At 39.4% G+C, this 20,138-nt stretch carries 23 protein-coding genes and 1 pseudogene; 13 read left to right on the top strand and 11 right to left on the bottom strand.

All coding sequences use genetic code 11. The annotated features are described in order from the left end of the window. Positions 1-20 precede the first annotated feature (20 nt). The 8 genes and pseudogenes from J8L85_RS07370 to J8L85_RS07340 all read left to right on the top strand — a co-directional run bounded on the left by J8L85_RS07370 (position 21) and on the right by J8L85_RS07340 (position 7,266). Positions 21-317, top strand: coding sequence for a hypothetical protein (locus J8L85_RS07370; protein WP_211015974.1), 297 nt, complete (start codon positions 21-23; stop codon positions 315-317). A 109-nt stretch (positions 318-426) separates the two neighbouring features. After that, on the top strand, positions 427-900 hold the full coding sequence (locus J8L85_RS07365) for a hypothetical protein (protein ID WP_211015973.1): 474 nt from the start codon (positions 427-429) through the stop codon (positions 898-900). Between the two features lie 80 nt (positions 901-980). Then, the gene (nfi, locus tag J8L85_RS07360; protein WP_211015972.1) at positions 981-1,718 is read left to right on the top strand and encodes a deoxyribonuclease V; all 738 of its coding nucleotides are present in this window, start codon (positions 981-983) and stop codon (positions 1,716-1,718) included. Between the two features lie 46 nt (positions 1,719-1,764). Next, positions 1,765-2,361 carry a T6SS immunity protein Tdi1 domain-containing protein gene (locus J8L85_RS07355; RefSeq protein ID WP_211015971.1) on the top strand — a complete coding sequence of 199 codons (597 nt, stop codon included), beginning with the start codon at positions 1,765-1,767 and terminating at the stop codon, positions 2,359-2,361. A gap of 130 nt (positions 2,362-2,491) precedes the next feature. After that, positions 2,492-2,731: pseudogene (locus tag J8L85_RS18100) on the top strand (FAD-dependent oxidoreductase); the annotation flags it as partial. A gap of 21 nt (positions 2,732-2,752) precedes the next feature. Continuing rightward, positions 2,753-3,541, top strand: coding sequence for an NAD(P)/FAD-dependent oxidoreductase (locus tag J8L85_RS07350; RefSeq protein WP_348771742.1), 789 nt, complete (start codon positions 2,753-2,755; stop codon positions 3,539-3,541). Positions 3,542-3,843: 302 nt separating this feature from the next. After that, the gene (locus J8L85_RS07345) at positions 3,844-4,638 is read left to right on the top strand and encodes a GLPGLI family protein (protein ID WP_211015969.1); all 795 of its coding nucleotides are present in this window, start codon (positions 3,844-3,846) and stop codon (positions 4,636-4,638) included. Then, positions 4,639-7,266 carry a carboxypeptidase-like regulatory domain-containing protein gene (locus J8L85_RS07340; protein WP_211015968.1) on the top strand — a complete coding sequence of 876 codons (2,628 nt, stop codon included), beginning with the start codon at positions 4,639-4,641 and terminating at the stop codon, positions 7,264-7,266. A gap of 26 nt (positions 7,267-7,292) precedes the next feature. Here J8L85_RS07340 and J8L85_RS07335 read toward each other — a convergent pair whose 3' ends face one another. Beyond that, positions 7,293-7,679 (bottom strand): transcriptional repressor, encoded by a 387-nt coding sequence (locus tag J8L85_RS07335; protein WP_211015967.1) that lies wholly within the window; start codon positions 7,677-7,679, stop codon positions 7,293-7,295. An 88-nt stretch (positions 7,680-7,767) separates the two neighbouring features. Here J8L85_RS07335 and J8L85_RS07330 point away from each other — a divergent pair, with 88 nt between their 5' ends. From J8L85_RS07330 to J8L85_RS07320, 3 genes are read left to right on the top strand one after another with little or no spacing between them, the layout of a single operon-like run. Next, complete coding sequence (locus tag J8L85_RS07330; RefSeq protein WP_211015966.1) at positions 7,768-8,769, top strand: NAD(P)/FAD-dependent oxidoreductase; 1,002 nt, start codon at positions 7,768-7,770, stop codon at positions 8,767-8,769. Position 8,770: 1 nt separating this feature from the next. Next, complete coding sequence (locus J8L85_RS07325; RefSeq protein ID WP_211015964.1) at positions 8,771-9,016, top strand: hypothetical protein; 246 nt, start codon at positions 8,771-8,773, stop codon at positions 9,014-9,016. 1 nt (position 9,017) lies between these two features. Next, positions 9,018-9,644: a class I SAM-dependent methyltransferase gene (locus J8L85_RS07320; RefSeq protein WP_211015962.1), complete on the top strand. Its 627-nt coding sequence runs from the start codon at positions 9,018-9,020 to the stop codon at positions 9,642-9,644. 55 nt (positions 9,645-9,699) lie between these two features. Here the strand turns inward: J8L85_RS07320 and J8L85_RS07315 are convergent, their stop codons facing one another. From J8L85_RS07315 to J8L85_RS07280, 8 genes are all read right to left on the bottom strand, one after another. Continuing rightward, entirely contained in the window at positions 9,700-11,001 is a 1,302-nt protein-coding gene (locus J8L85_RS07315; protein WP_211015960.1) for an amidohydrolase family protein, read from the bottom strand. A 224-nt stretch (positions 11,002-11,225) separates the two neighbouring features. Continuing rightward, the gene (locus J8L85_RS07310) at positions 11,226-12,023 is read right to left on the bottom strand and encodes a haloacid dehalogenase type II (protein WP_211015958.1); all 798 of its coding nucleotides are present in this window, start codon (positions 12,021-12,023) and stop codon (positions 11,226-11,228) included. A gap of 80 nt (positions 12,024-12,103) precedes the next feature. Beyond that, positions 12,104-12,766, bottom strand: a complete 663-nt coding sequence (locus J8L85_RS07305; RefSeq protein WP_211015957.1) for a peroxiredoxin-like family protein — start codon at positions 12,764-12,766, stop codon at positions 12,104-12,106. 6 nt (positions 12,767-12,772) lie between these two features. Continuing rightward, on the bottom strand, positions 12,773-13,420 hold the full coding sequence (locus J8L85_RS07300) for a DsbA family oxidoreductase (RefSeq protein WP_211015956.1): 648 nt from the start codon (positions 13,418-13,420) through the stop codon (positions 12,773-12,775). A gap of 98 nt (positions 13,421-13,518) precedes the next feature. Continuing rightward, entirely contained in the window at positions 13,519-14,082 is a 564-nt protein-coding gene (locus tag J8L85_RS07295) for a carboxymuconolactone decarboxylase family protein (RefSeq protein WP_211015955.1), read from the bottom strand. Between the two features lie 71 nt (positions 14,083-14,153). Beyond that, entirely contained in the window at positions 14,154-14,717 is a 564-nt protein-coding gene (locus tag J8L85_RS07290; protein WP_211015954.1) for a TetR/AcrR family transcriptional regulator, read from the bottom strand. 198 nt (positions 14,718-14,915) lie between these two features. Further along, positions 14,916-15,599: an aquaporin Z gene (gene aqpZ, locus J8L85_RS07285; RefSeq protein ID WP_211015953.1), complete on the bottom strand. Its 684-nt coding sequence runs from the start codon at positions 15,597-15,599 to the stop codon at positions 14,916-14,918. Positions 15,600-15,791: 192 nt separating this feature from the next. Continuing rightward, the gene (locus J8L85_RS07280) at positions 15,792-16,658 is read right to left on the bottom strand and encodes a polysaccharide deacetylase family protein (protein ID WP_211015952.1); all 867 of its coding nucleotides are present in this window, start codon (positions 16,656-16,658) and stop codon (positions 15,792-15,794) included. Between the two features lie 255 nt (positions 16,659-16,913). On the opposite strand from J8L85_RS07280, the gene J8L85_RS07275 reads away from it, so the two are divergent. Next, positions 16,914-17,216: a hypothetical protein gene (locus J8L85_RS07275; protein WP_211015950.1), complete on the top strand. Its 303-nt coding sequence runs from the start codon at positions 16,914-16,916 to the stop codon at positions 17,214-17,216. Between the two features lie 147 nt (positions 17,217-17,363). Next, a complete protein-coding gene (ppgK, locus tag J8L85_RS07270) occupies positions 17,364-18,113 on the top strand; it encodes a polyphosphate--glucose phosphotransferase (RefSeq protein WP_211015948.1) in 750 nt (249 codons plus the stop codon). A gap of 52 nt (positions 18,114-18,165) precedes the next feature. Here ppgK and J8L85_RS07265 read toward each other — a convergent pair whose 3' ends face one another. Both J8L85_RS07265 and J8L85_RS07260 read right to left on the bottom strand, forming a co-directional pair. After that, the gene (locus J8L85_RS07265; protein WP_211015946.1) at positions 18,166-19,071 is read right to left on the bottom strand and encodes a hypothetical protein; all 906 of its coding nucleotides are present in this window, start codon (positions 19,069-19,071) and stop codon (positions 18,166-18,168) included. 38 nt (positions 19,072-19,109) lie between these two features. Continuing rightward, positions 19,110-19,898, bottom strand: a complete 789-nt coding sequence (locus J8L85_RS07260; RefSeq protein WP_211015944.1) for an SDR family oxidoreductase — start codon at positions 19,896-19,898, stop codon at positions 19,110-19,112. Between the last annotated feature and the right edge of the window lie 240 nt (positions 19,899-20,138).

Raw genomic sequence — 20,138 nt, 5'->3', positions numbered from 1 at the left:
AGAACTAAGCTTGCATTAAGATGAAAAATATGATTGCACTGATTCTATTTCTGATCCTGCCGATTTCGAGTATTGCCTTGCTTTTTGTTAACGATTCCAACACCCAAAGAAAGCTGATTCTCAACGGCCTTTTGATCCTAAATGCCATTATATATCTGCTCCCCATTTGCTATGCCTATTTTAATACCCCAAAAGGGGGCAACATGTGGGACGAGAACGGCCCCGGGGCCATATTATGGCTCTATATGATCCTGCTTCCGCTGTGCGTAATCGCCCAGGTGGTGCTACTTATATTAAAAATCGTGAACAAGTCTTAAGTACATCGAGCCCCTCATCCCGGTTAAAAAAGAAAGTTTAAATTAATGGTCAAAACTACCCGATACGAATCAACGGATAAGAAGAACCCATCAAATACGTTATTCTAATATGAACAAGATCTACATTTTATTGCTCTTTTTATTAGGGACCTTAAACTCCAGTGCACAAGCAATTTCCGAAGGGGAATATATGAACGCCTATGTTGTGGTATCTGACACTTCGCAAAACTATTTTGAACTAAGGCAAAAAATGTTCGACCTGCACAAAAAGCTAAAAATAGAGATAGATACCATGGGAAGGGGTTTTAACCAAGAGAAAAACCGTATTTGCCTACCCGAAAACGATGAAGATGAAATTTATGCCGGTCAATATTTTATAAGGCGCTATCCTTCAGAAACTTTAAGCTTGGAGTATTTGGCTTATTACACCGAAGGGCAGAAAACAAGGGAAAACACCATGGCATTGGTCACGGCCATCACCGATAACAAGGAAGAGGCGGACCAGAAATTGGTGCGTTTAAAAAAATATGCCGACAAGGCATTTATCGTAAACAGCCGGATCTATATGGGATGTATGCACTAAAGCCGATAAACGCAAAAAATAATATTGGCCCCGTGACCTTGAGTAAATAATGCATTCACGATTTATGAAGTACCTATAGAATGGAAAAAGATTGGAACGGCAACGATAAGGATTTATGGCCCTATTTGGTTGAACAGAACGAATTGAGGCAACAGGTAATCAAGGAAAACTGCCTGCCTGGGGAGATACGCTTCGTTGCCGGAGTGGACGTAGCTTATAACGAAAGCGCACACCCAATGATCGGTGCGATCGTCGTACTACAAAAAGACACCTTAGAAGTGGTAGAGGAAGCCTACCACGAGATGGACATTACCTTCCCCTATGTGCCCGGCCTATTTTCGTTTCGGGAGATTCCGCCCCTAATAGAGGCCTACAATCATTTAAAGATCAAGCCGGACCTTATTGTTTGTGACGGGCACGGCATAGCCCACCCAAAGGGAGTAGGTATGGCGACCCATTTGGGTATTAAGTTGGATGTACCGACCATAGGGTGTGCCAAAAAACGACTGGTCGGCGTTTGGGCCCAAGAGGAATTGGAAGCCCGAAGAGGTTCCGCCGTTCCCTTATATTCCGAAGAAAAGATAGTCGGCAATGTTCTTAGAACCCAAAAGGACACCAAACCGGTTTTTGTAAGTATAGGGCACAAGGTGAATTTAGAATTCGCCACCTCCTTGGTCTTGGAACTATGTCCTAAATACAGGTTGCCCGAAACCACCAGAAAAGCCGACCATCTGGTAAATAGCCTCATGAAACAAACTACCGAATCGGATAATTTGGACGCTAAGGACAATAAAACCGCCCCTGGAACATTTAAATAATACAACATGCCGCTAAGACAAGGCTTCACCCAAAATCAATCCCTAAATGAGCTTTTTTAAAAAACTATTCCATAAAAACACTGAAAAGAACAACGAAACGGGGGGAACAAAAAGGACTACCGTTCCCGTACCTGAGGATATCATTGAGGAATACAAGCACAAAGTGTCCCCATATTTGATCGATCTATGGAAATCGAACGGTTTTGAAAAATACGACGACGGATTGATCACCTTGGTAAACCCCAAAGATTTTGAAACTTCTTTATGGACCTGGTTGGGGAAGGAAGTGGAAAATTATGTCCCGTTTGCGATCAGTGGTTTTGGTGAATTGTTCTATTATAGAAAACTGACGGAAACCGATGAGGATGTCTGTATGATAGACATTCAATACCGAAAAATAGAGACCTTGGTATGGAGCCTTGAGTCGTTCTTTACCGACTTTATTACCAACGATGAAAACAGGGAAGAATGGTTAAGGGAATCATTGTTTAAAAAAGCGATCGCTGAATTTGGGGGTCTGGGCAAGCATGAAGTATTCACCTTCGCCCCCGTTTTGGCCATGGGCGGCGCTATGGAAACAAAATACCTAAAAAAGGGAAATGCCCAGGTATATCAAGATATCGTCTTTCAAATGACCCAATAAGAAGAACGCTTGCGCTAGCCCTTCTTATGGAGTAAACGTACCCGTATTTTCAAATACCGCAAAGCGAGACAAGGTATGTAATATAAAGCTGTCGTATTTTTGCCGTGGCTTTTAGGCCTTAAAAAATGAATACATGAAAGAACGGATTGTAATCGTAGGTGGAGGATTGAGCGGATTGACTTTGGCCTATTTACTGACCAAAAACAATAAAGAGGCAACAGTTGTTGAAGCATCGTCGCGATTGGGCGGACGCATACAAACCCTAAAAGGAAGCTTGGAAACTCCTTTGGAGCTGGGCGCCACGTGGTTTTCCGATATGCACGGGAATTTGCTTTCCCTCATCGATGAACTGGGACTTACAAAATACCCGCAGTTTTCAAAAGGCATTTCCTTGTTTCAGACCAAATCGTTTGAGCCGCCCCAAAAGTTTTTTGTACCCGAAGCCGAAGCCCCCTCGTACCGGTTAAAAGATGGTACACAAAACCTCATCGATGCACTGGCAGAAAAACTGAATCCGAAAAACATACATCTAAACACAAAAGTTACCGCGGTTACCGAACATGAAAATGGCTTGTTGGTGGAGACTGGGCAAGGGGAAAAGTTGCATGCCGATAAAGTGGTTCTGTGCTTGCCCCCCCAATTGGCGGGCTCGCAAATTAGGTTTTCGCCCCCATTGCCAGAGGCGGTGTCCGACATTTTGCCAAGCGTTCAAACCTGGATGGCAGGGTCCATAAAATTTGTATTGGAATATGCCGAACCGTTCTGGAGAAAGAAAGACTATTCGGGCATGTTGTTCAGCCACTGTGGTATTGTCACGGAAATGTACGACCATACCAACTTTGAAGAAAACAAATATGGTTTTACGGGCTTTTTAAACGGGGGTGCGGCATCGTATTCGCAAGAAGTAAGAAAGGAATTTGTATTGAAGCAATTATCGGAACTCATGGGCGAGGAAGCCTTACATCCCGTGAATTATTTTGATAAGATTTGGTCGGACGAGTTTGTGATAAGTGAAGACCAGACCGTTCACCGACCACACCAAAACAACGGTCATCCCCTACTGCAAGAAAACTACATGAAGGGTAAATTGTTCTTTTCAGGTACCGAAAGCGCAACCGAATATGGCGGTTATATGGAAGGGGCCATACGAGCGGCCAAAAACATTTTTGAAAAGATGTAAAGCCAAATTTAAACGAATATAGAACCTGCCCCAAAACCAAACCTGTTTCTTCTTCTGCCATAAAATTATTCTTCTGCCCCTTAGATCTGACAAAGCGATTCTAAGGGCTTTTTTATAGCGAACACCCAATTTTAAGCAACCAAAACCATTTTCAACAACCTATTGACCAAGGCCTTATATTTTGTAGGTGTTTTTTTGCATTTTGTTCGTATTTGTTAAATTAGAGGCATATGCAAACATTTCATCCACACGATAACATACATAAATAAAACTGTAGAACCGCTTTTATAAAAAGCACAAATATGAGATTACTTCTAAGTTTTAGTATTCTATTCATATTCCATTTACCCCTTTATCCTCAAAGCCGAACAGGCATAGTACATTACGGTCACAAACAAAGTATGGGGCTAGGCGCACCAATAGGTGTTGATTACAACGCAGTCTTAATCTTTAATAACGAACATTCAAAATATACATATGCCAAAGAATCTTTAGAAGGTGGGGCTGTCAACAAACCCATCGTAATAAAAAAGGATAAAGACCATGTGTTCGTAAAACCCAAGAGAACTTCTAAAGAGGGTTATGAAGTCTATGCAGCATTAAACGATCAAATGTTATCTAGCAATAAAGGGTATAGCTATGTAAAAGAAAAAATACCCAAAATAGCATGGAAAATCTTAAAGGAAAAAAAGCGAATAGGAAATTTTGAATGTATAAAAGCAATAGGCACATTTAGGGGAAGAGAATACACGGCTTGGTTTACCCTGTCTGTTCCTTTACCGTATGGTCCGTGGAAATTACAGGGGTTGCCAGGATTAATACTAGAAGCCTACGACACCGATAAAGAAGTCTATTTTTATTTTAAATCCATACAGTATCCCTTGGATAAAAAAATAAAAATCACCCCTCCGAATCCAAAACATGAAAACAACAGTTACAATTGGATAACCTTGGAAGAGTATAAAAACGTATTAAAAAATCTTCATGAAAAAAACATTCAAAACGGTAGAATGGTCGCGGAGAGTTATGATGCCATTGAGACCACAGAAAATAGAATGCCAATGAAAAACTATTTTATGGAAATATTTGATAAATAAATGACCAAATTTCAAGTATTCTTTTTGTTTATCATCTCTTATATATGCCAAGCACAAGAATATAAAATTGCCGGCGTATTGTCTTCGATCCAAAATGAACCGATCCAAAATGCAACAATAGTACTATATCAAGAAGATGACCTAATAGCCTACACATATTCAAACTCTAAGGGAGCATTTGAGATAGCATTTAACTTTGACAGTAAAAAGAGCCCTAACCTACAGATCGTTGCCAATATATTAGGTTTTCAAGAACAAGCGAAAACAATTACAATTGAAAACGAAAAGGCATATACCGTAAATTTTGTCTTAAAAGAAAAAGTAGAACAGCTTAACGAAGTTGTGCTAGAAGCTTGGGAAAAAATAAAGGTAAAACGCGATACCATAACCTATAAGGTTTCCGCTTTTGAAGATGGTTCGGAAAGTGTGGTCGAGGACTTGCTAAAAAAAATTCCGGGAATAGAAGTAGCATCTGACGGCAATATCAAGGTTAACAGCAAAACTATAGACAAGCTTCTGATTGAAGGGGACGATCTTTTTGACGACAAGTATAAATTACTGACAAAAAACCTAGATGCCAACTACATTGACGAAGTTGAGATACTTAACAATTTTGAGGATAATCCTATTTTAAAAAATTTTCAGGAATCTGAAAAAGTAGCCTTGAACCTGAAGTTAAAAGAGAATAAAAAAAATGTATGGTTCGGCAACATGGATTTAGGTTATGGATCCAATAATCGTTACAACTCTACAATTAATATCGGCCTATTAAAAAAGAAACTAAAACTTTTTAACCTTAGCAATGCCAACAGTATAGGAAATAAGAGCCTTGAACAGGTTGAAAATACAGAGAGGTTGAACATTCATAGTTTCAACTCCGATAAAAAAATCGAAAAAACCAATAATACACTTGTGGATATCGATAATGTTTCATCTTCAAATTTTTCGAACAACGAAGATATTTTTAACAACTCATTTTTAAATTCCTTGAGTTTTGTCAGTAATCTTTCCGAACAAACCAAGGTAAGAGGCTTAACATACTTCACATATGATGAAATTAAAAAACAACACAAAAACCTAACAGAATATTTTATAGAGCCAAATGCCATCCAGTTCTCCGAACAAAACGCAATAAACATCAAAGACCTGTATTTTTCGACCGAAGTTGAACTAAAACATTACTCCAAAAAAAACACCTATCTCGTCTACGACTTTACTTTTGAGAACAACCCCACAAAAACAAGAAGCGATCTAATCTTTAACGACGATCAAATTTTACAGACCCAAGACGATAAAAATCATAATATCTACAACCACTTCAATATCACAAAAAAAATCACGGACAACACACTTCTATTGACCTATGCCTATTTTGGCATCAACAACACCAAACAAGATTACACAATACAACCCAATACGCTTAGTGCTTTGTTTAACAATAATGAAGAGCTAACCATTCATCAAACCAACAATACTCCGCGCAACTATTACGGTATACAATCTGAACTGCTTACAAAAAGAAGAAAATCAGAATATGGCATAGAACTTTCCGCAACAGTGGACAATGATAAAATTGAAACTAATTTTAGGTTTGATGACCAAGCACCAATAGATACCCTATCTAACGATATGGCGTACAAAAACTCTAAACTTGCCGTCACAGGTAAGTACAACTATGACATTTCTAGATTGTTTAAAATAAGTAGTTCGCTAAGTATTTCTAAAAACTATATAGACTTGAACAATAGCAAAAATGAATTCTTTTTTATCAACCCAAAAATTAAGCTTTATACCAGTAAAACAAAAATGGGAAATTTAGGTGTAAGCTACAGTTATCAGAACAATTTACCCCAGTCCCAATATTTAACGGAACACTTTATCATTAAAAATTATAGAACTTTCAACAAAGGTGCTACCAGTATACAACAAACCAACAATCATAGTTTTGGTTTCTTCTACACCTTTAACAATTACAAAAAACAGTTTCTAATCAATTCTTTCTTAGTACATAGTTTTGCCGATAACAGCTATGGGGCAAACACGATCGTTTCTGAACGTACAAATTTTAATCAATATCAAATTATCGATGGAGCCAAATTCACCAACTACAATTTAGGTATAACAAGATACTTAAAAGCAATTTCCAGCTCCTTCAAAATAAGTATGCAACAATCGTGGTCCAACACCCCAATAACCATAAACAACATTATAGACGAAGTCATTAACTATGATGCAAATTATAGAGTACAAGGCACCACCTATTTTAAACTACCAATAAACTTCAAATTCGGATTTCAGTACAACCACCTTAAGGGGCAATTTGACAACCAAACCTCAACAAACGATTACTTGGAAGGCAATGTGGATGCGGTTTTAAAGTTATCGGACCCATGGCTATTTAAGCTACAAAACAGCTACTATTCCATAAACGGTAAAAACTATTTGTTTACCAATGCCACCTTAAATTACAATCCTAAAAAAAGCAGGTTTTCTTATAGATTGTCCGCTAACAACGTATTTAACATCACCGAATTCAGAGATGTATTTATCTCTGAATTTCAGAGAAACGAAACAAGTTATAGAATAGTACCACGATATTTTCTTTTAAATATAAAATACCGATTTTAAAGACTTTACAAATCAAACACCTTCTTCTACCCAACTACCTGCGAACAATCGCTACACGTGCCCGTTAAAACACAGTTGGCGCCCTGCACCCGGTATCCGTTGGGAACAGCGTAGTTTACCGGAACCTGCAAACATTCTATAGTGTCGCAAGACAAGCACCGAAAATGAAAATGATATTGCACATCTTCGGGTTTCTCACATTTTTTACAAATGGCAAAATACTGCTTGCCATCTTCCGCTACGATCCTATGCACCATATCGTCTTCACAGAACCTATTCAATACCCGGTATATGGTAGCCCTGTTTATCTTAATGTCGAGTTGCTTTTCTATGGCATCTTGACTTAATGCTTTTTTCGAATTTGAAAGCAAATTAAGCACCGCTTCCTTAGTAGGTGTATTTCTTCTGTTCATTATTTATTGCGAATAAGTTGCAATAATACAAAATCCATGTATATTTGTCAAAATCACTATTGCGACAATTTCGCATTTATAGAATCTAATGACAAGAAGAGACGTACATAAGCTATTGGGAGTTTCAGGTTTAGCACTTACACTACCCGGCCCATTATCGCTCTTTGCACAATACAACAACAAAATGGATAAAAACGAATTTGACGTCATCATCATCGGCGGAAGCTACGCCGGACTTTCAGCAGCGTTGACCTTAGGGCGATCGTTACGAAAAACTTTGGTCATCGATTCTGGCAAACCCTGCAATCGCCAAACGCCCCACTCACATAATTTTCTGACCCAAGATGGAAACTCGCCACAGCAAATATCAGATCTGGCAAAAGAACAAGTTTTAAAATACGACCGTGTAAAATTTTATGACGGACTTGCCATTAATGGAAAGAGAACTTCAGAAGGTTTTGAAATCACCACTTCGCACAAAGATACTTTTACGGCTAAAAAACTGGTTTTTGCCGCAGGCATCAAAGACATAATGCCCAATATAAAGGGCTTTTCCGAATGTTGGGGAATTTCGGTCGTACATTGCCCCTATTGCCACGGATATGAAATAAGAAATAAGAAAACCGCCATTTTGGCCAATGGGGAAAGAGCCTTTCATATAACACAATTGGTAAAAAACCTAACCGATGACATTACTATTATAACTGCTGGAAAACCTGACTTTAATACAGAGCAAATGTCCAAGCTACAACGTAACCAGATTAGCATCATCGAAAAAGAAGTTATGGAAATAAAACACGAGAACGGGCAGTTGAAAACCCTCATCTTTAATGATGGTAGCAAAGAAGATTTTGAGGCAGCCTATGCCGCTATCCCCTTTGAACAAAACACGACTATTCCGCAAGAACTGGGCTGTAACATTACAGAAAACGGATATATAGAAGTAAACCCTATGTATAAAACAACGCAAGCAGGTATTTTCGCCTGTGGCGACGCTAGTTCTATGTTCCGATCGGTAGCTACGGCGGTCTATGGAGGTAACGTTACGGGTGCCATGTTAAACAACGAACTGACAGAAGAATCTTTTTAAAATGGTAGAAGTATTTATAACCGACATACGATTAGAGAGTGATGCGAACAAGGTGCTCGCATCATTAAAAAAGGACCATCCAGATTTAGAGGTCAATTTTGATTTGGAAGATTTTAATGCCCCATACCCCTGTGGGCACTCGGTTTTAAGAATGGAAGGCTCTTTTATCGATACCTATTCCGTTTTACGACAACTAAAATCCGAAGGAATAAAATGCCAAATATTAGAAGACAAAATATGTAATTGATATGGACGAATTCTGGGAAGACACTTTTAGGGACAAACAAAAAATGTGGGGTTCAAAACCTGCAAATTCCGCCGTATTGACGAAGGACCTATTTGTTGAAAATAAAGTAAAGAACGTTCTAATTCCCGGAATAGGCTATGGCCGAAATGCACAACCTTTTATAGAAAACGGGCTAACGGTTACCGGAATAGAAATATCGAAAACAGCTATTGAACTGGCCAAAGAAAAGTACGGTAGCCAAATAAGCCTTTACCATGGCTCGGTAACCGATATGCCTTTTGATAACAACAAATACGATGGCATTTTCTGCTATGCCCTTATTCACTTGTTGAGCAAGAGCGAAAGAAAAAAATTGATCCAAGATTGCTACGATCAATTGACCGATAACGGACTCATGGTTTTTACCGCCATCACAAAAGAAGCCCCGAATTATGGAAAGGGAAAACGGGTTGGTGAAGACCGATACGAATTTCATGAAGGAGCTAAAATTTACTATTACGACAAGGCATCGGTAATGTCGGAATTTAAGGAATACGGTCTTTTAGAAATAACAGCGGTACACGAAAACCAGCCAATGTTCTTGATAACGTGTAAAAAACAACCCGTTGATCTTTTTTACAAGGGATAAAGGGTTGACAACTAAATTACGAGCACCCAACTAAATACGCATAAGACAACGAAAACTATTGTGCCTTGTCTAAATATATATGGCCTTCTTTCATTACGAACACGACATTCTCCATTGTCTGTACAAAGTTGCTTGTCAAGTTTCCTTTTACCGCAATGATATCGGCTTTTGCCCCTTCGGTCAAATAACCAATTTCCTTTTCTTTGTGAAGGCTCAATGCAGAAAGATACGTTGCCGATTGTAGAATATTCAAAGGCTTCATACCCGCCTCAAAGTAGGTACGGAACATATCTCTGGACGATTCTCCACGTGTTGTACCAATATCGGTATAATTATCGGACCCAGCCACCACGGTTACCTTCTCATCCAAGGCCTTTATGAGCCTTTTTTTCATATTGCCCATATATTTGGGTATCCAACCCGTATTCTCTTTCTTGTAACCCGCCAATTGCACATAGGTATCCATATAGGCACTACTGTTTTCCGTGGGCACTAAAAACACTTTATTTTGTGCCATTAGAGCCAATGTGGAATCGGCTATGTTAAACCCGTGTTCAATACCATCTACCCCACCCAATATGGCATTTCTTGCGGATGCATCGGTAACACAGTGCGCCGTTACGGTAAGACCATACGAATGGGCCGTTTCAACAATGGTCTTTATTTCATCGACCGTAAGACGAGTGTTGTTGGGCAGGTTGTCCGCACAGATCTTAATAAGATCTACGTTTTGGTTTACGTGTTCCCTAACCGCATTTCTGGCGTCGTCCACGCCTTTTATAATCCTATACTCTAAATCTATGATATCTTGATGATCGGGCAACACCCCATATATTTGTCCGCCCGTAGCAGCCATAATAGGTCCGGATGCAAAAATACGCGGCCCTTCTATCGTACCTTCATTAATGGCATCGCGAAGTCCCACATCCAAAAAAAGACCGGAATTCCCTAGGTCTTTTATACTGGTAATGCCCACATCTAAATACGATTTGGCCCTTTTGGCTCCACGAAGGGTTCTTAGCCCGTCCCTTTCCATGGTAAGTGACTGCACGCTATGCTCACTAAAATCAACATTGGCATCCTGAGAAAAAAGAACGTGCGTATGTGCATCTATCAAACCCGGTAACACGGTATAATCGGAAAGGTCCACCACCCTACTATTCTTGGGCAGTTTATCAAAATCCTCAATGGACCCAATTTGTTTTCCGCTTACCCGTATTACCTTGTTCTTAAGAAGTTCATTGTTCTTACTGTCATAAAATTGCCCCGCCTTAATATATATATCCTGCTCTTGAGCCCCCAATCTTGCCTGTACGAATACCACAAAAAGAAGTAAGTAAATAATATTTCTATGCATGCTTTCCGCTTTTCTGTATAAACACCCACGAGTTGCGGACCACTACAATACAGCTATTACACAGTAAACATACTCATTGCGAGTCGATTAAAAAAGGGGACGCGTAAAAACATATTCCTATAATGACGAACAACAAAAAGGCCCCCATTAACAACCAGGTCTACGAATATCCCATACATATATGGTACAAGAATCGTACTTGCCGTTTTTCAATTCTTTAGCGGTTATTTATAGGTAACCAAAATATCCGCCACCTTTTTTAAATCGGGCTCCGAAATTTCTGTATTTGGTGCCAACGGAAATATTTGTTGCCCCGGTCTACCAATAAACGCCGCTCTCCAGCCAGCCCAGAGTGCTCCTGCAACATCCCAGCCATGGGCGGCGACCAACATACATTCCTCCGGTTTCAACCCCATTTTGCGAGCTGCCCAAGCATAGGCATCCGTAAAAGGTTTAAATTTCCCAATATCCTCTACACTAAGCCTTTCATCAAAAAAGGCCGTTAATCCGGCACTTTCAAATTGCTTTTTGACCCCTTCGTTAGATGAGTTGGTAAATGATACAAGTTTGTATCCGTCCTCCTTTAATAGTGACAAAGCTTCTTTCACTTCTGGATGCGCCGGTAAACCTCGCAATGCTTTTACTATGACATTTCTAGCTTCTTCTTCGGTAAGTGTAATACCATTATTGGCCGCTACCATTTGTAATGCTGCCGCACCTATATATCCAAAATGCTCATACTGCCCACTTGCCGTGGTAACCAAAGAGTATTGCAACATGGTCGTAAACCAAAGCGATAACAGATCTTCCCTTCCTTCCAAGGCCTCTCCTACCTGTTTTTTCATATCGGTAAGGTCTAAAAGGGTTTCGTTTACATCAAAAAATAATACTTTGGGTCTTGTTTTGTCTGCCATATCATTCTTATTTTCTTGCGTACCGGCGATTGCGGCATTAGGCATTACTACACCTGTTGCACCAACTAGTCCCAAGTTTTTTATAAATTTTCTTCTGTTGTTTTTCATTATTAGAATTTGTTCTTTTTGTACACATACCGACTTAGTAATCCAAGACCGATCTTTTAACTAGTTTTCTTATTAGGCTCTTATGGCAAGTTGTTCAAAGCCGCCAATACTTCGGACACCTCCGCTCTTTTTCTATAGTCCGCGTCTAAAAAAGCATATTGCACAATGCCGTCGGTGTCTATCACATAAGTGGCGGCCAAAGGCAATTCATTGCTGTCGTCCCCATTTACCCCATGCAAGCCAAACGCTTCTTCGTAAATGGAGGCCACCTCATCGGTAAGTTTAAATACCACCCCATATGCTTTGGCAACATTATTACCAACATCACTTAATACGGTAAACTCCAAATTGTGTTTTTCGGAGGTACTCAGTGAATTGTCTGGCAATTCGGGTGTTATCGCTATTAACGTAGCCCCGGCATTCTTAAATTCGGGCAATTTATCTTGTAAATAATGTAAGGTAATGTTGCAATAAGGGCACCATCCCCCTCTATACCACGTTACTACTACAGGTCCGTTTTTTAGTTCTTCGTATAGACCGACCGGCTCGTCCAAGGCATTTTTTAAAGTAAAATCGGGCGCTTTATCGCCCACGTTCAATGCCCTGTCCAGTACTCCAGAATCTTTTACACTTTTAATGCCGGCGGCATAGATTCTATTTTTTTCTTCGGTAAATTTTGCGGCACCAGCCTTTCGCTTTATGTCCAATAGGGCATTCAACTCCCCAGCGTTTCTATTTTCCATATACTATTATTGTTCGGCGATAAATTCTGAAAGTACTTGTTTAAAGGTGTCCACGGGCTGGGCTCCGGTAATGCCACTTTTGTTATTGAACACAATGGTTGGTACCGAATTGACCCCCATATTCTTCCAATAGCCTTGTTTGCTTCTTATGTTATAGCGTGCTTCCTCTTTATCCAGTTCAGCCAGTGCCTCCTCGGCATTTAGACCCACATCCAATAAAGCCTGTTTTAACACATTTCTATCGGAAACATCTTTTCGTTCACTGAAGAAAGCAGTCGTCAACCGCATATTCAATTCGGTCTGTTTTCCAAAAGCATGGGCATAATCCAACAAAACATGTGCATCGAAGGTGTTCACCATGCGCATTTCATCAAAATAATCGAAGGTAAAACCCAGTTCCTTTCCTATTTCGGTCATATGCTCTTGCGACTCTTTCTGTTGTTCGGGAGTAGCCCTATATTTTTCAGTGATATGCTCTATAATGTTCTGTCCCTCTGTCGGCATATCGGGATTTAACTCAAAAGGTTGCCATTCGATTTCGACTTGGTCCTCGATACCTAATTCAGAAATAGCTTTTTGTAGTCGTTTAAAACCAATGGTACACCAAGGGCACACTACATCGGATACAATATCTATTTTTAATTTTTCTTTCATGTAAAAAGGGTATTAATTCACTGTCAACTAATTTTGGATATTGGTAAAACCTTCCGAATAAACGGAAGGCTCATAACAATCAATCAACCTGTAGTCACCTATGAAACTACATTCTCTTTTGACCATGCAAACTTTTTAAAACCGGCATCTACGGGAGTGTTGGCAATATGGTTTACGTAGTTGCTGATTGTTTTTTGTGATAGGCCCAAAATAATTTCCAACACTTGTGCCTCGCCATAACCGGCCGCATAAAAAGCATCTAGGTCTTCTTGGGTTACATGCCCACGGTTTCTAACGATCGTCAATGTCATGGTACGCAATGCCTCTAGTTTTGGATCGTTAAGAGGTGTTTCGTTACGTAATGCCTCTGTAACGGCGTCGTCCACTTTCATCATTTTTGCTATTCCCGTATGTGCAGGAACACAATAATGACATGCATGCTCTACATTAATGGTTTGCCATACCACGGTCAATTCTTCCTCATTGAAAGAAGTCTCTGTAAATAGCCCATGCAATGTTTGGTAGGCCTCAAGAATTTTTGGCGCCCCGGCCAATACACCGTGCAAACCGGGAATCATGCCATATGCCTTTTGTGATTTTTCCAATAGTTCCTTACTTCCTTCGGGAGCCGTCTCAATGTTGTGGACTTTTAATGTCGTCATGCTATTCTATTTTTAATTTATTATTATTCGTTATTTCTAAACAATCGTTTAGTTTTAAGATAAAAAAAATGTTAGATATTCTTAAAGGTCAATTCTATGTAATCTTCAATTTCTTTCTCGGTATTCACCCTAGAGGCCGCCGCTAAACCATGCTTGGCCAATAGTAAATAATTGGCTTCCCTTACAATGGTTTCCTCATCTTTGCCCTTATGCATCTTAAGCTTTTCGATAATCAGCTTTTTAAGCTCGGTCATAAATGAATTTACCTGTTCTTTGATAACCTGATCTTCTATTTGAGAAAACTCGTTATAGGTGTTTGTAATAAAACAGCCTTTACTATGGTCGTCTTTAAAATCGGAACTTACAGAATCGTAGAAAAATTGTTTGATATCCGCTACCCCATTGTTCGCATTTTTCAACTTTTCCAGTATACCTCTAACCTTAGTTTTATAACGTTCTAAACATTTAAGAAACAATCCGTGTTTGTTCTCAAAACTGGCATAGATAGAAAACTTATTGATCCCCATTTCCTTTTCGAGCATCTGCATAGAGGTATTTACGTACCCATTTCTCCAAAAAAGGTTCATGGCCCTCTCTACGACCTCGGCTTCATCATATTTCTTTTTTCTTGCCATTTTTTATAATACACAGCAAAACTAAACAATTGGTTAGAAACAAAAAGGACTTTAACTTTTTATCCGTAAACAAAGAGGGGCCAGAAATTACGCCCCCTCTTTACTATTCTTAAAAACAGTTGTTTTGATAGCCAAATTATGTAGTTAGCAATCTACTTCCACTATCTTGTTATTATATACTGTAGTTTTTAGTTCTACCTATTTTTCTGAAGAAATAAACTTGTAAACCAAACCGGCTAAAATGGCACCGACGATCGGGGCTGCCCAAAACAACCACAACTGCTCTGTCGCCCACCCTCCTACAAACAATGCCTGGCTGGTACTTCTTGCCGGGTTTACAGAAGTATTGGTTACAGGTATACTGATCAAATGGATCAAGGTAAGTCCCAAACCAATCGCCAGACCGGCAAACCCCTTGGGAGCCTTTGAATGGGTGGCCCCTAATATGATTATCAGAAACATAAAGGTCATTACAATTTCGGTGATAAGCGCCGAAGCCATGTTATAACCATCGGGAGAGTGCTCTCCGTATCCATTGGCCGCAAAGCCTCCAATATCAAATCCGGGTTTACCGCTCACGATCAGGTACAAAATACCTGCACCTGCAATACCCCCCAATACTTGGGCAATAATATAGGGCACTAACTCTTTTTTATCAAAACGGCCACCTATCCATAAACCAACGGATACTGCCGGATTTAAGTGACACCCAGAAATATGTCCTATGGCATATGCCATCGTAAGTACCGTTAGACCAAAGGCCATGGCCACCCCAACAAAACCGATTCCCAATTCTGGGTACCCCGCTGCTAATACGGCACTTCCACATCCCCCCAACACCAACCATAACGTTCCAATAAATTCTGCTACTAGTTTTTTCATAATGATATATTTAATGGTTATCTACTTAACTAGATGGTGTCAATAAAAACTGAGTACCATAATATGAACGGCTACGAAGCCCACATCTTCCTTGTACGTAGGTACACAAGTTAGTGAAATTTCTATTCAGAAATTTATTTACAAAAGAATATCATGTTGGTTTTGAACCAATTACCAATAATAAGTAGTAAATTAAAAGGGCAGCACCGCTCTTACATCTCTCCAAGTAACCAATTGTATATTGTGCTCTTTTAGCTTGGCCATATTTTCCGGGTCGGTGAAACTTTCATAATCCAATTGCCTCCATTCCGCACCAAAATTAGGATGGTTCACCGTAATCCCCTTCATTTCCTCATCGTTAAAGGCTGGGTGTATCAAAACAATGTTCAGACCGTTCACCAAATCATTAAAAACCCCTGAATAATACTGCTTCATATTTCCGGATTCAAAATAATCATATACAGCATAATGGACTTTATCTACCACGAAATCATGTGTATCGATGTTCGCTCTTACATCCAGCCCGACCATTTGCATTAATTGGGGATTGATCATTACCGGCATCTTATACTCACTGCCCAATTTTTTATACACCTCAAAGAATCTTGGGTCTGCCCCAACACTGTACATGTGCGAATCTAAATGCGTAGGTTTCAGTCCAAATTCAATAGCCCTATCTATTTGTGCCCTCAGCTCTTTTTCTACATCTTCGACTTTGGCATTTTTTCTTAGCTGTTCTCTTTTTTTAAAGAAAAAACCATGATCATCTACCAAGCTGGGAACCTCATCTACAGGCAATACGGGCCCAAACCTATAATGCTGCCATTCGCAGGTCAATGTCAAATGAACCCCATAATCAAATCGCATATTATCAATGGCGAAAACCGCCATTTCGTAGAACCACGGACACGGAACCATTATACTGCAAGAGTTTACCATTCCGTTTTTTAAAGATTGCATGGTAGCTCTATTTTCAGAATGGGAAAGCCCGGCATCATCTGCGTGTACCATCAATAATTTGGTGTTTTCGGGGAAACCCAATCTCTGTGCTAAATTCATTATAAATACTTCCGGTTTAGAGTTTAGTTAAAAAATGTCCATTTGAAAGATAAAAAGAACATTCGGTTCAAGCGGCCAAAGAATCTTATTACCACCAAATTATTCAAAAAAACAATTATTACAGATCATAAAATAAAAAGGTACAAAACCTTGTTATATGAAAGAGTCATTTTTATTTATGATACCTGTTTTGGGTGTTATACCGATGATATCTAATTTATATTTAAACACTATTTACATTAAAAATTCACTAAAATGAAAACAATATTGCTGATATTAACATTTGCCCTATCTGGTTTAAATGGAAGTGCTACCCAAGAAACCATGAAATTGAACGGTCTTTTCGATAAATATGAAAATGGCGTGTATTACTTTTCTACCTACGAAGGAGATACCTACCAGTTTCAGGAAATCACGGAAGAGGCATCAAAACTATACGACTTTAGCGGCAGTGAAAATGTAGGGCTGTTATTCGCCATTACCTACAATTCCGAGTTAAAAGAGACTCCGAACAAAATAGAGTACAATACCATTACGAACATTATAAAATTACAGTAACAGAAACCGTTTGGGGCACACAAAAAGACCCTATATCTATTTTTGCCGTGCACAATTATTGCAATTTTCTATATAAAACAGGTTCTAAATCAAAATTCACAGAGCCAAATCTTTTTTGTTTCTTTGTGATTATTCTAAACTTTTGAAATGACTATACTTGGTATTGATGTAGGTGGTTCTGGTATTAAAGGAGCTTTGGTTAATGTAGAGACCGGAGAAATGTTAACGAAAAGATTTCGCCTACCGACCCCAAAACCGAGAACCCCAGAGGCAATGTCAGATGTTATTGCCGAAATCGTCGAGCATTTTGATTATAAGGGAAAAGTTGGTTGCGGGTTTCCTACGATCATAAAAAAAGGAATCTGCAAATCTCCCGGAAATTTAGACCCCAGTTGGTTGGGCGTAAACGTAGAAGAGCTCTTGGAGAAAAAAACAGGACTTGATTTTACGGTCATCAACGATGCCGACGCTGCAGGATATGCTACGATGAACTACGGCATCGGAAAAGGGAAACAAGGACTTGTAGTTATGATTACCATTGGAACCGGTTTAGGAAGCGGAGCTTTCTTTAACGGTAAATTGATCCCTAATTTTGAATTGGGACAGATTCCGTACAAAAAATATAAAAAGATAGAACTTTGGGCGGCAGGTTCGGCGAAAGATAGAGAAGATCTTTCGTATGCTAAATGGGGAAAACGCTTTAATACGTTCTTGCGTTATGTAGAACTTATTATTTCTCCAGACCTTATTATTCTAGGAGGTGGTGCTTCTAAGGATTTTGACCAGTTCAAGAATAAAATCAAGATAGAAACACCTGTTATCGCTGCAGAATTAAGAAACCATGCCGGCATTATAGGTGCCGCGGCAGCCACTCTTCATAAAGCCCCTAAGGTATAGCGGCCAACATATAAAATATAAGGCCTTGACCCATGGCCAAGGCCTTATATTCCTATTCCAATATTTTGGCACTTTCAGGAACTTCATAAAAGTCCTCTGGCAATTCTTTTACAAAGCTTATATCGGTTATCTCAATAGTGGTAATATGTTCGCCCAGTCCACCTTCATCGGACAACCAGTGGGTCTTTAACGAATTTGGCAACAACACACCATCTACACTTACCAATTCTCCTACTTCCATGATTTTTTCAGGAGCGTGCCCACCATCCTTAAAGTATTCCGGGTATGATACGATATACCTTGTCGCCGTCAACAAATGACTTTCGGCATCGAACTGTAATATATAATAATCGTCGGGGGCATCTCCGGTTCCGGCGGCAAAGGTTACTTTGACCACATCGTTCGTCTTTCCTTTAAATTCCGTTTGTGGCAGAAGCTCTAGGTTCACCCCTTCACCATCAAGAACAAAAGGGTGCCCCATTAAATAAATAGGTGTCAATGCCCAAAATTTGGTGTCATAGGCAAAACTAGTGCTGTCTTTAGTCTTTATCCACGCTTTTTCTCCTGTCCATCCAAACTGATCCGTACTGTCCTTTACACTATAATGCCTTGCTTTGTTGCTCCAGGTATTTATGGTCTGGTAACTATCCCTGACCGTTCCACCATCCAAAGGCATATATTTAAACCTAAAACTTAAAGCTCCATTTCCAAACCATGTAGCCAAACCACCATGTGCTTCCATACCTTTCCATAAAATGGAACCGGCCTCTGTCTTCAATAATTCTTTCTGTGCTTTTTCTACTCTTTTACGAATCCATGCCGGGGGCACCATAGCTGGGTTGTTGGCCGTTTTAACCTCCGCCTTCACTTTTTCGGGTTTAGGCTTTTGTTTTTCATTACAAGAAAAAACCATAAAGGCCATTAGCGCCAAAAGGGCATAAGAATATCTGTTTTTCATAAATTATATTTGATTGTTTTTTATACCCTTGGCAATTGTTACATTGCTTTGTGATTTAAACTTGCCTCTTTTTTTTGTTCGTAGAGCTTGGCAATTTCAGCGTCCATTTTTTCTGGGTTTTCAAAGTTAAGTACATTTTCTTTCACACGTTTTTCACCTCCGAATATGACATGCAGCTCTTTGTTCACCATACCTTCGATAGCACGTTTTGCCACAAATTCGGGTGAATCCATTTGCATACCATTAAATTTTTGCATCATATCGGTGGCCGTGGCCGTTGGAAAAGCACAGGTTACACTAATGTTAAAAGGAGCCAGTTCTCTTCTCATAGCATCCGAAAATTGACGTATGGCAGCCTTGGTACTACCGTAGACGGCATAAAAGGGCATTCCTATCAGTCCCATACCAGAAGATATATTCAGAATGGCCCCTTCTTCCGATGATTTTAGCAAGGGAATGCAGTATTTCGTCAATAATAGTACGGCGGTACAATTAACCGCTACCTGATCGTAAATTTCCTCATCCGGTAGATCTTCTAAAGGTCCGGCGGAAACCACCCCTGCATTATTGATCAAAATATCCAAAGTTCCCCACTTATCCTCTATATGGGCCGCGGCCTCTCTTAGCACATCAATATTACCAACATCGCCCGCTACACGGATAAACTCGACACCCTCGTTCTCCTCAGAAAGGTTTTTGATACTTTTTTTGTCTCGGGCAATAATTGCAATATGCGTTACACCTTGATCAATTAATTCTTGCACCATACATTTTCCGATTCCCCTAGTACCACCAGTAATCAGTACTTTTTTTCCTTTTAGTTGCATGTTGTTTTTTTTGGTTGAGTTTTTGTTGAATTTCAGTTGTTTGTTGTCATTAAATTAGTCAAAAAAACAAGTTACTTCAGAAGAAAGTTGAAGCCTACAACATTATTATGAAACTGCTACCATTAGCGTTGTTATTATGCAAAAACAGAAAAAAAACTATTAATTTTTTACCTTTTTTTTAATGATGTTTTAACATTTAGGCCGTAAAATGGCCTACAAGAAAAATACAGCCAGACCAAT

Origin of the sequence: Maribacter sp. MMG018 (assembly GCF_018100785.1) — a bacterium.
Lineage (GTDB): Bacteria > Bacteroidota > Bacteroidia > Flavobacteriales > Flavobacteriaceae > Maribacter.
Note: the sequence above shows the minus strand (reverse complement) of the source record. Positions and strands in the feature narration are given on the sequence as shown.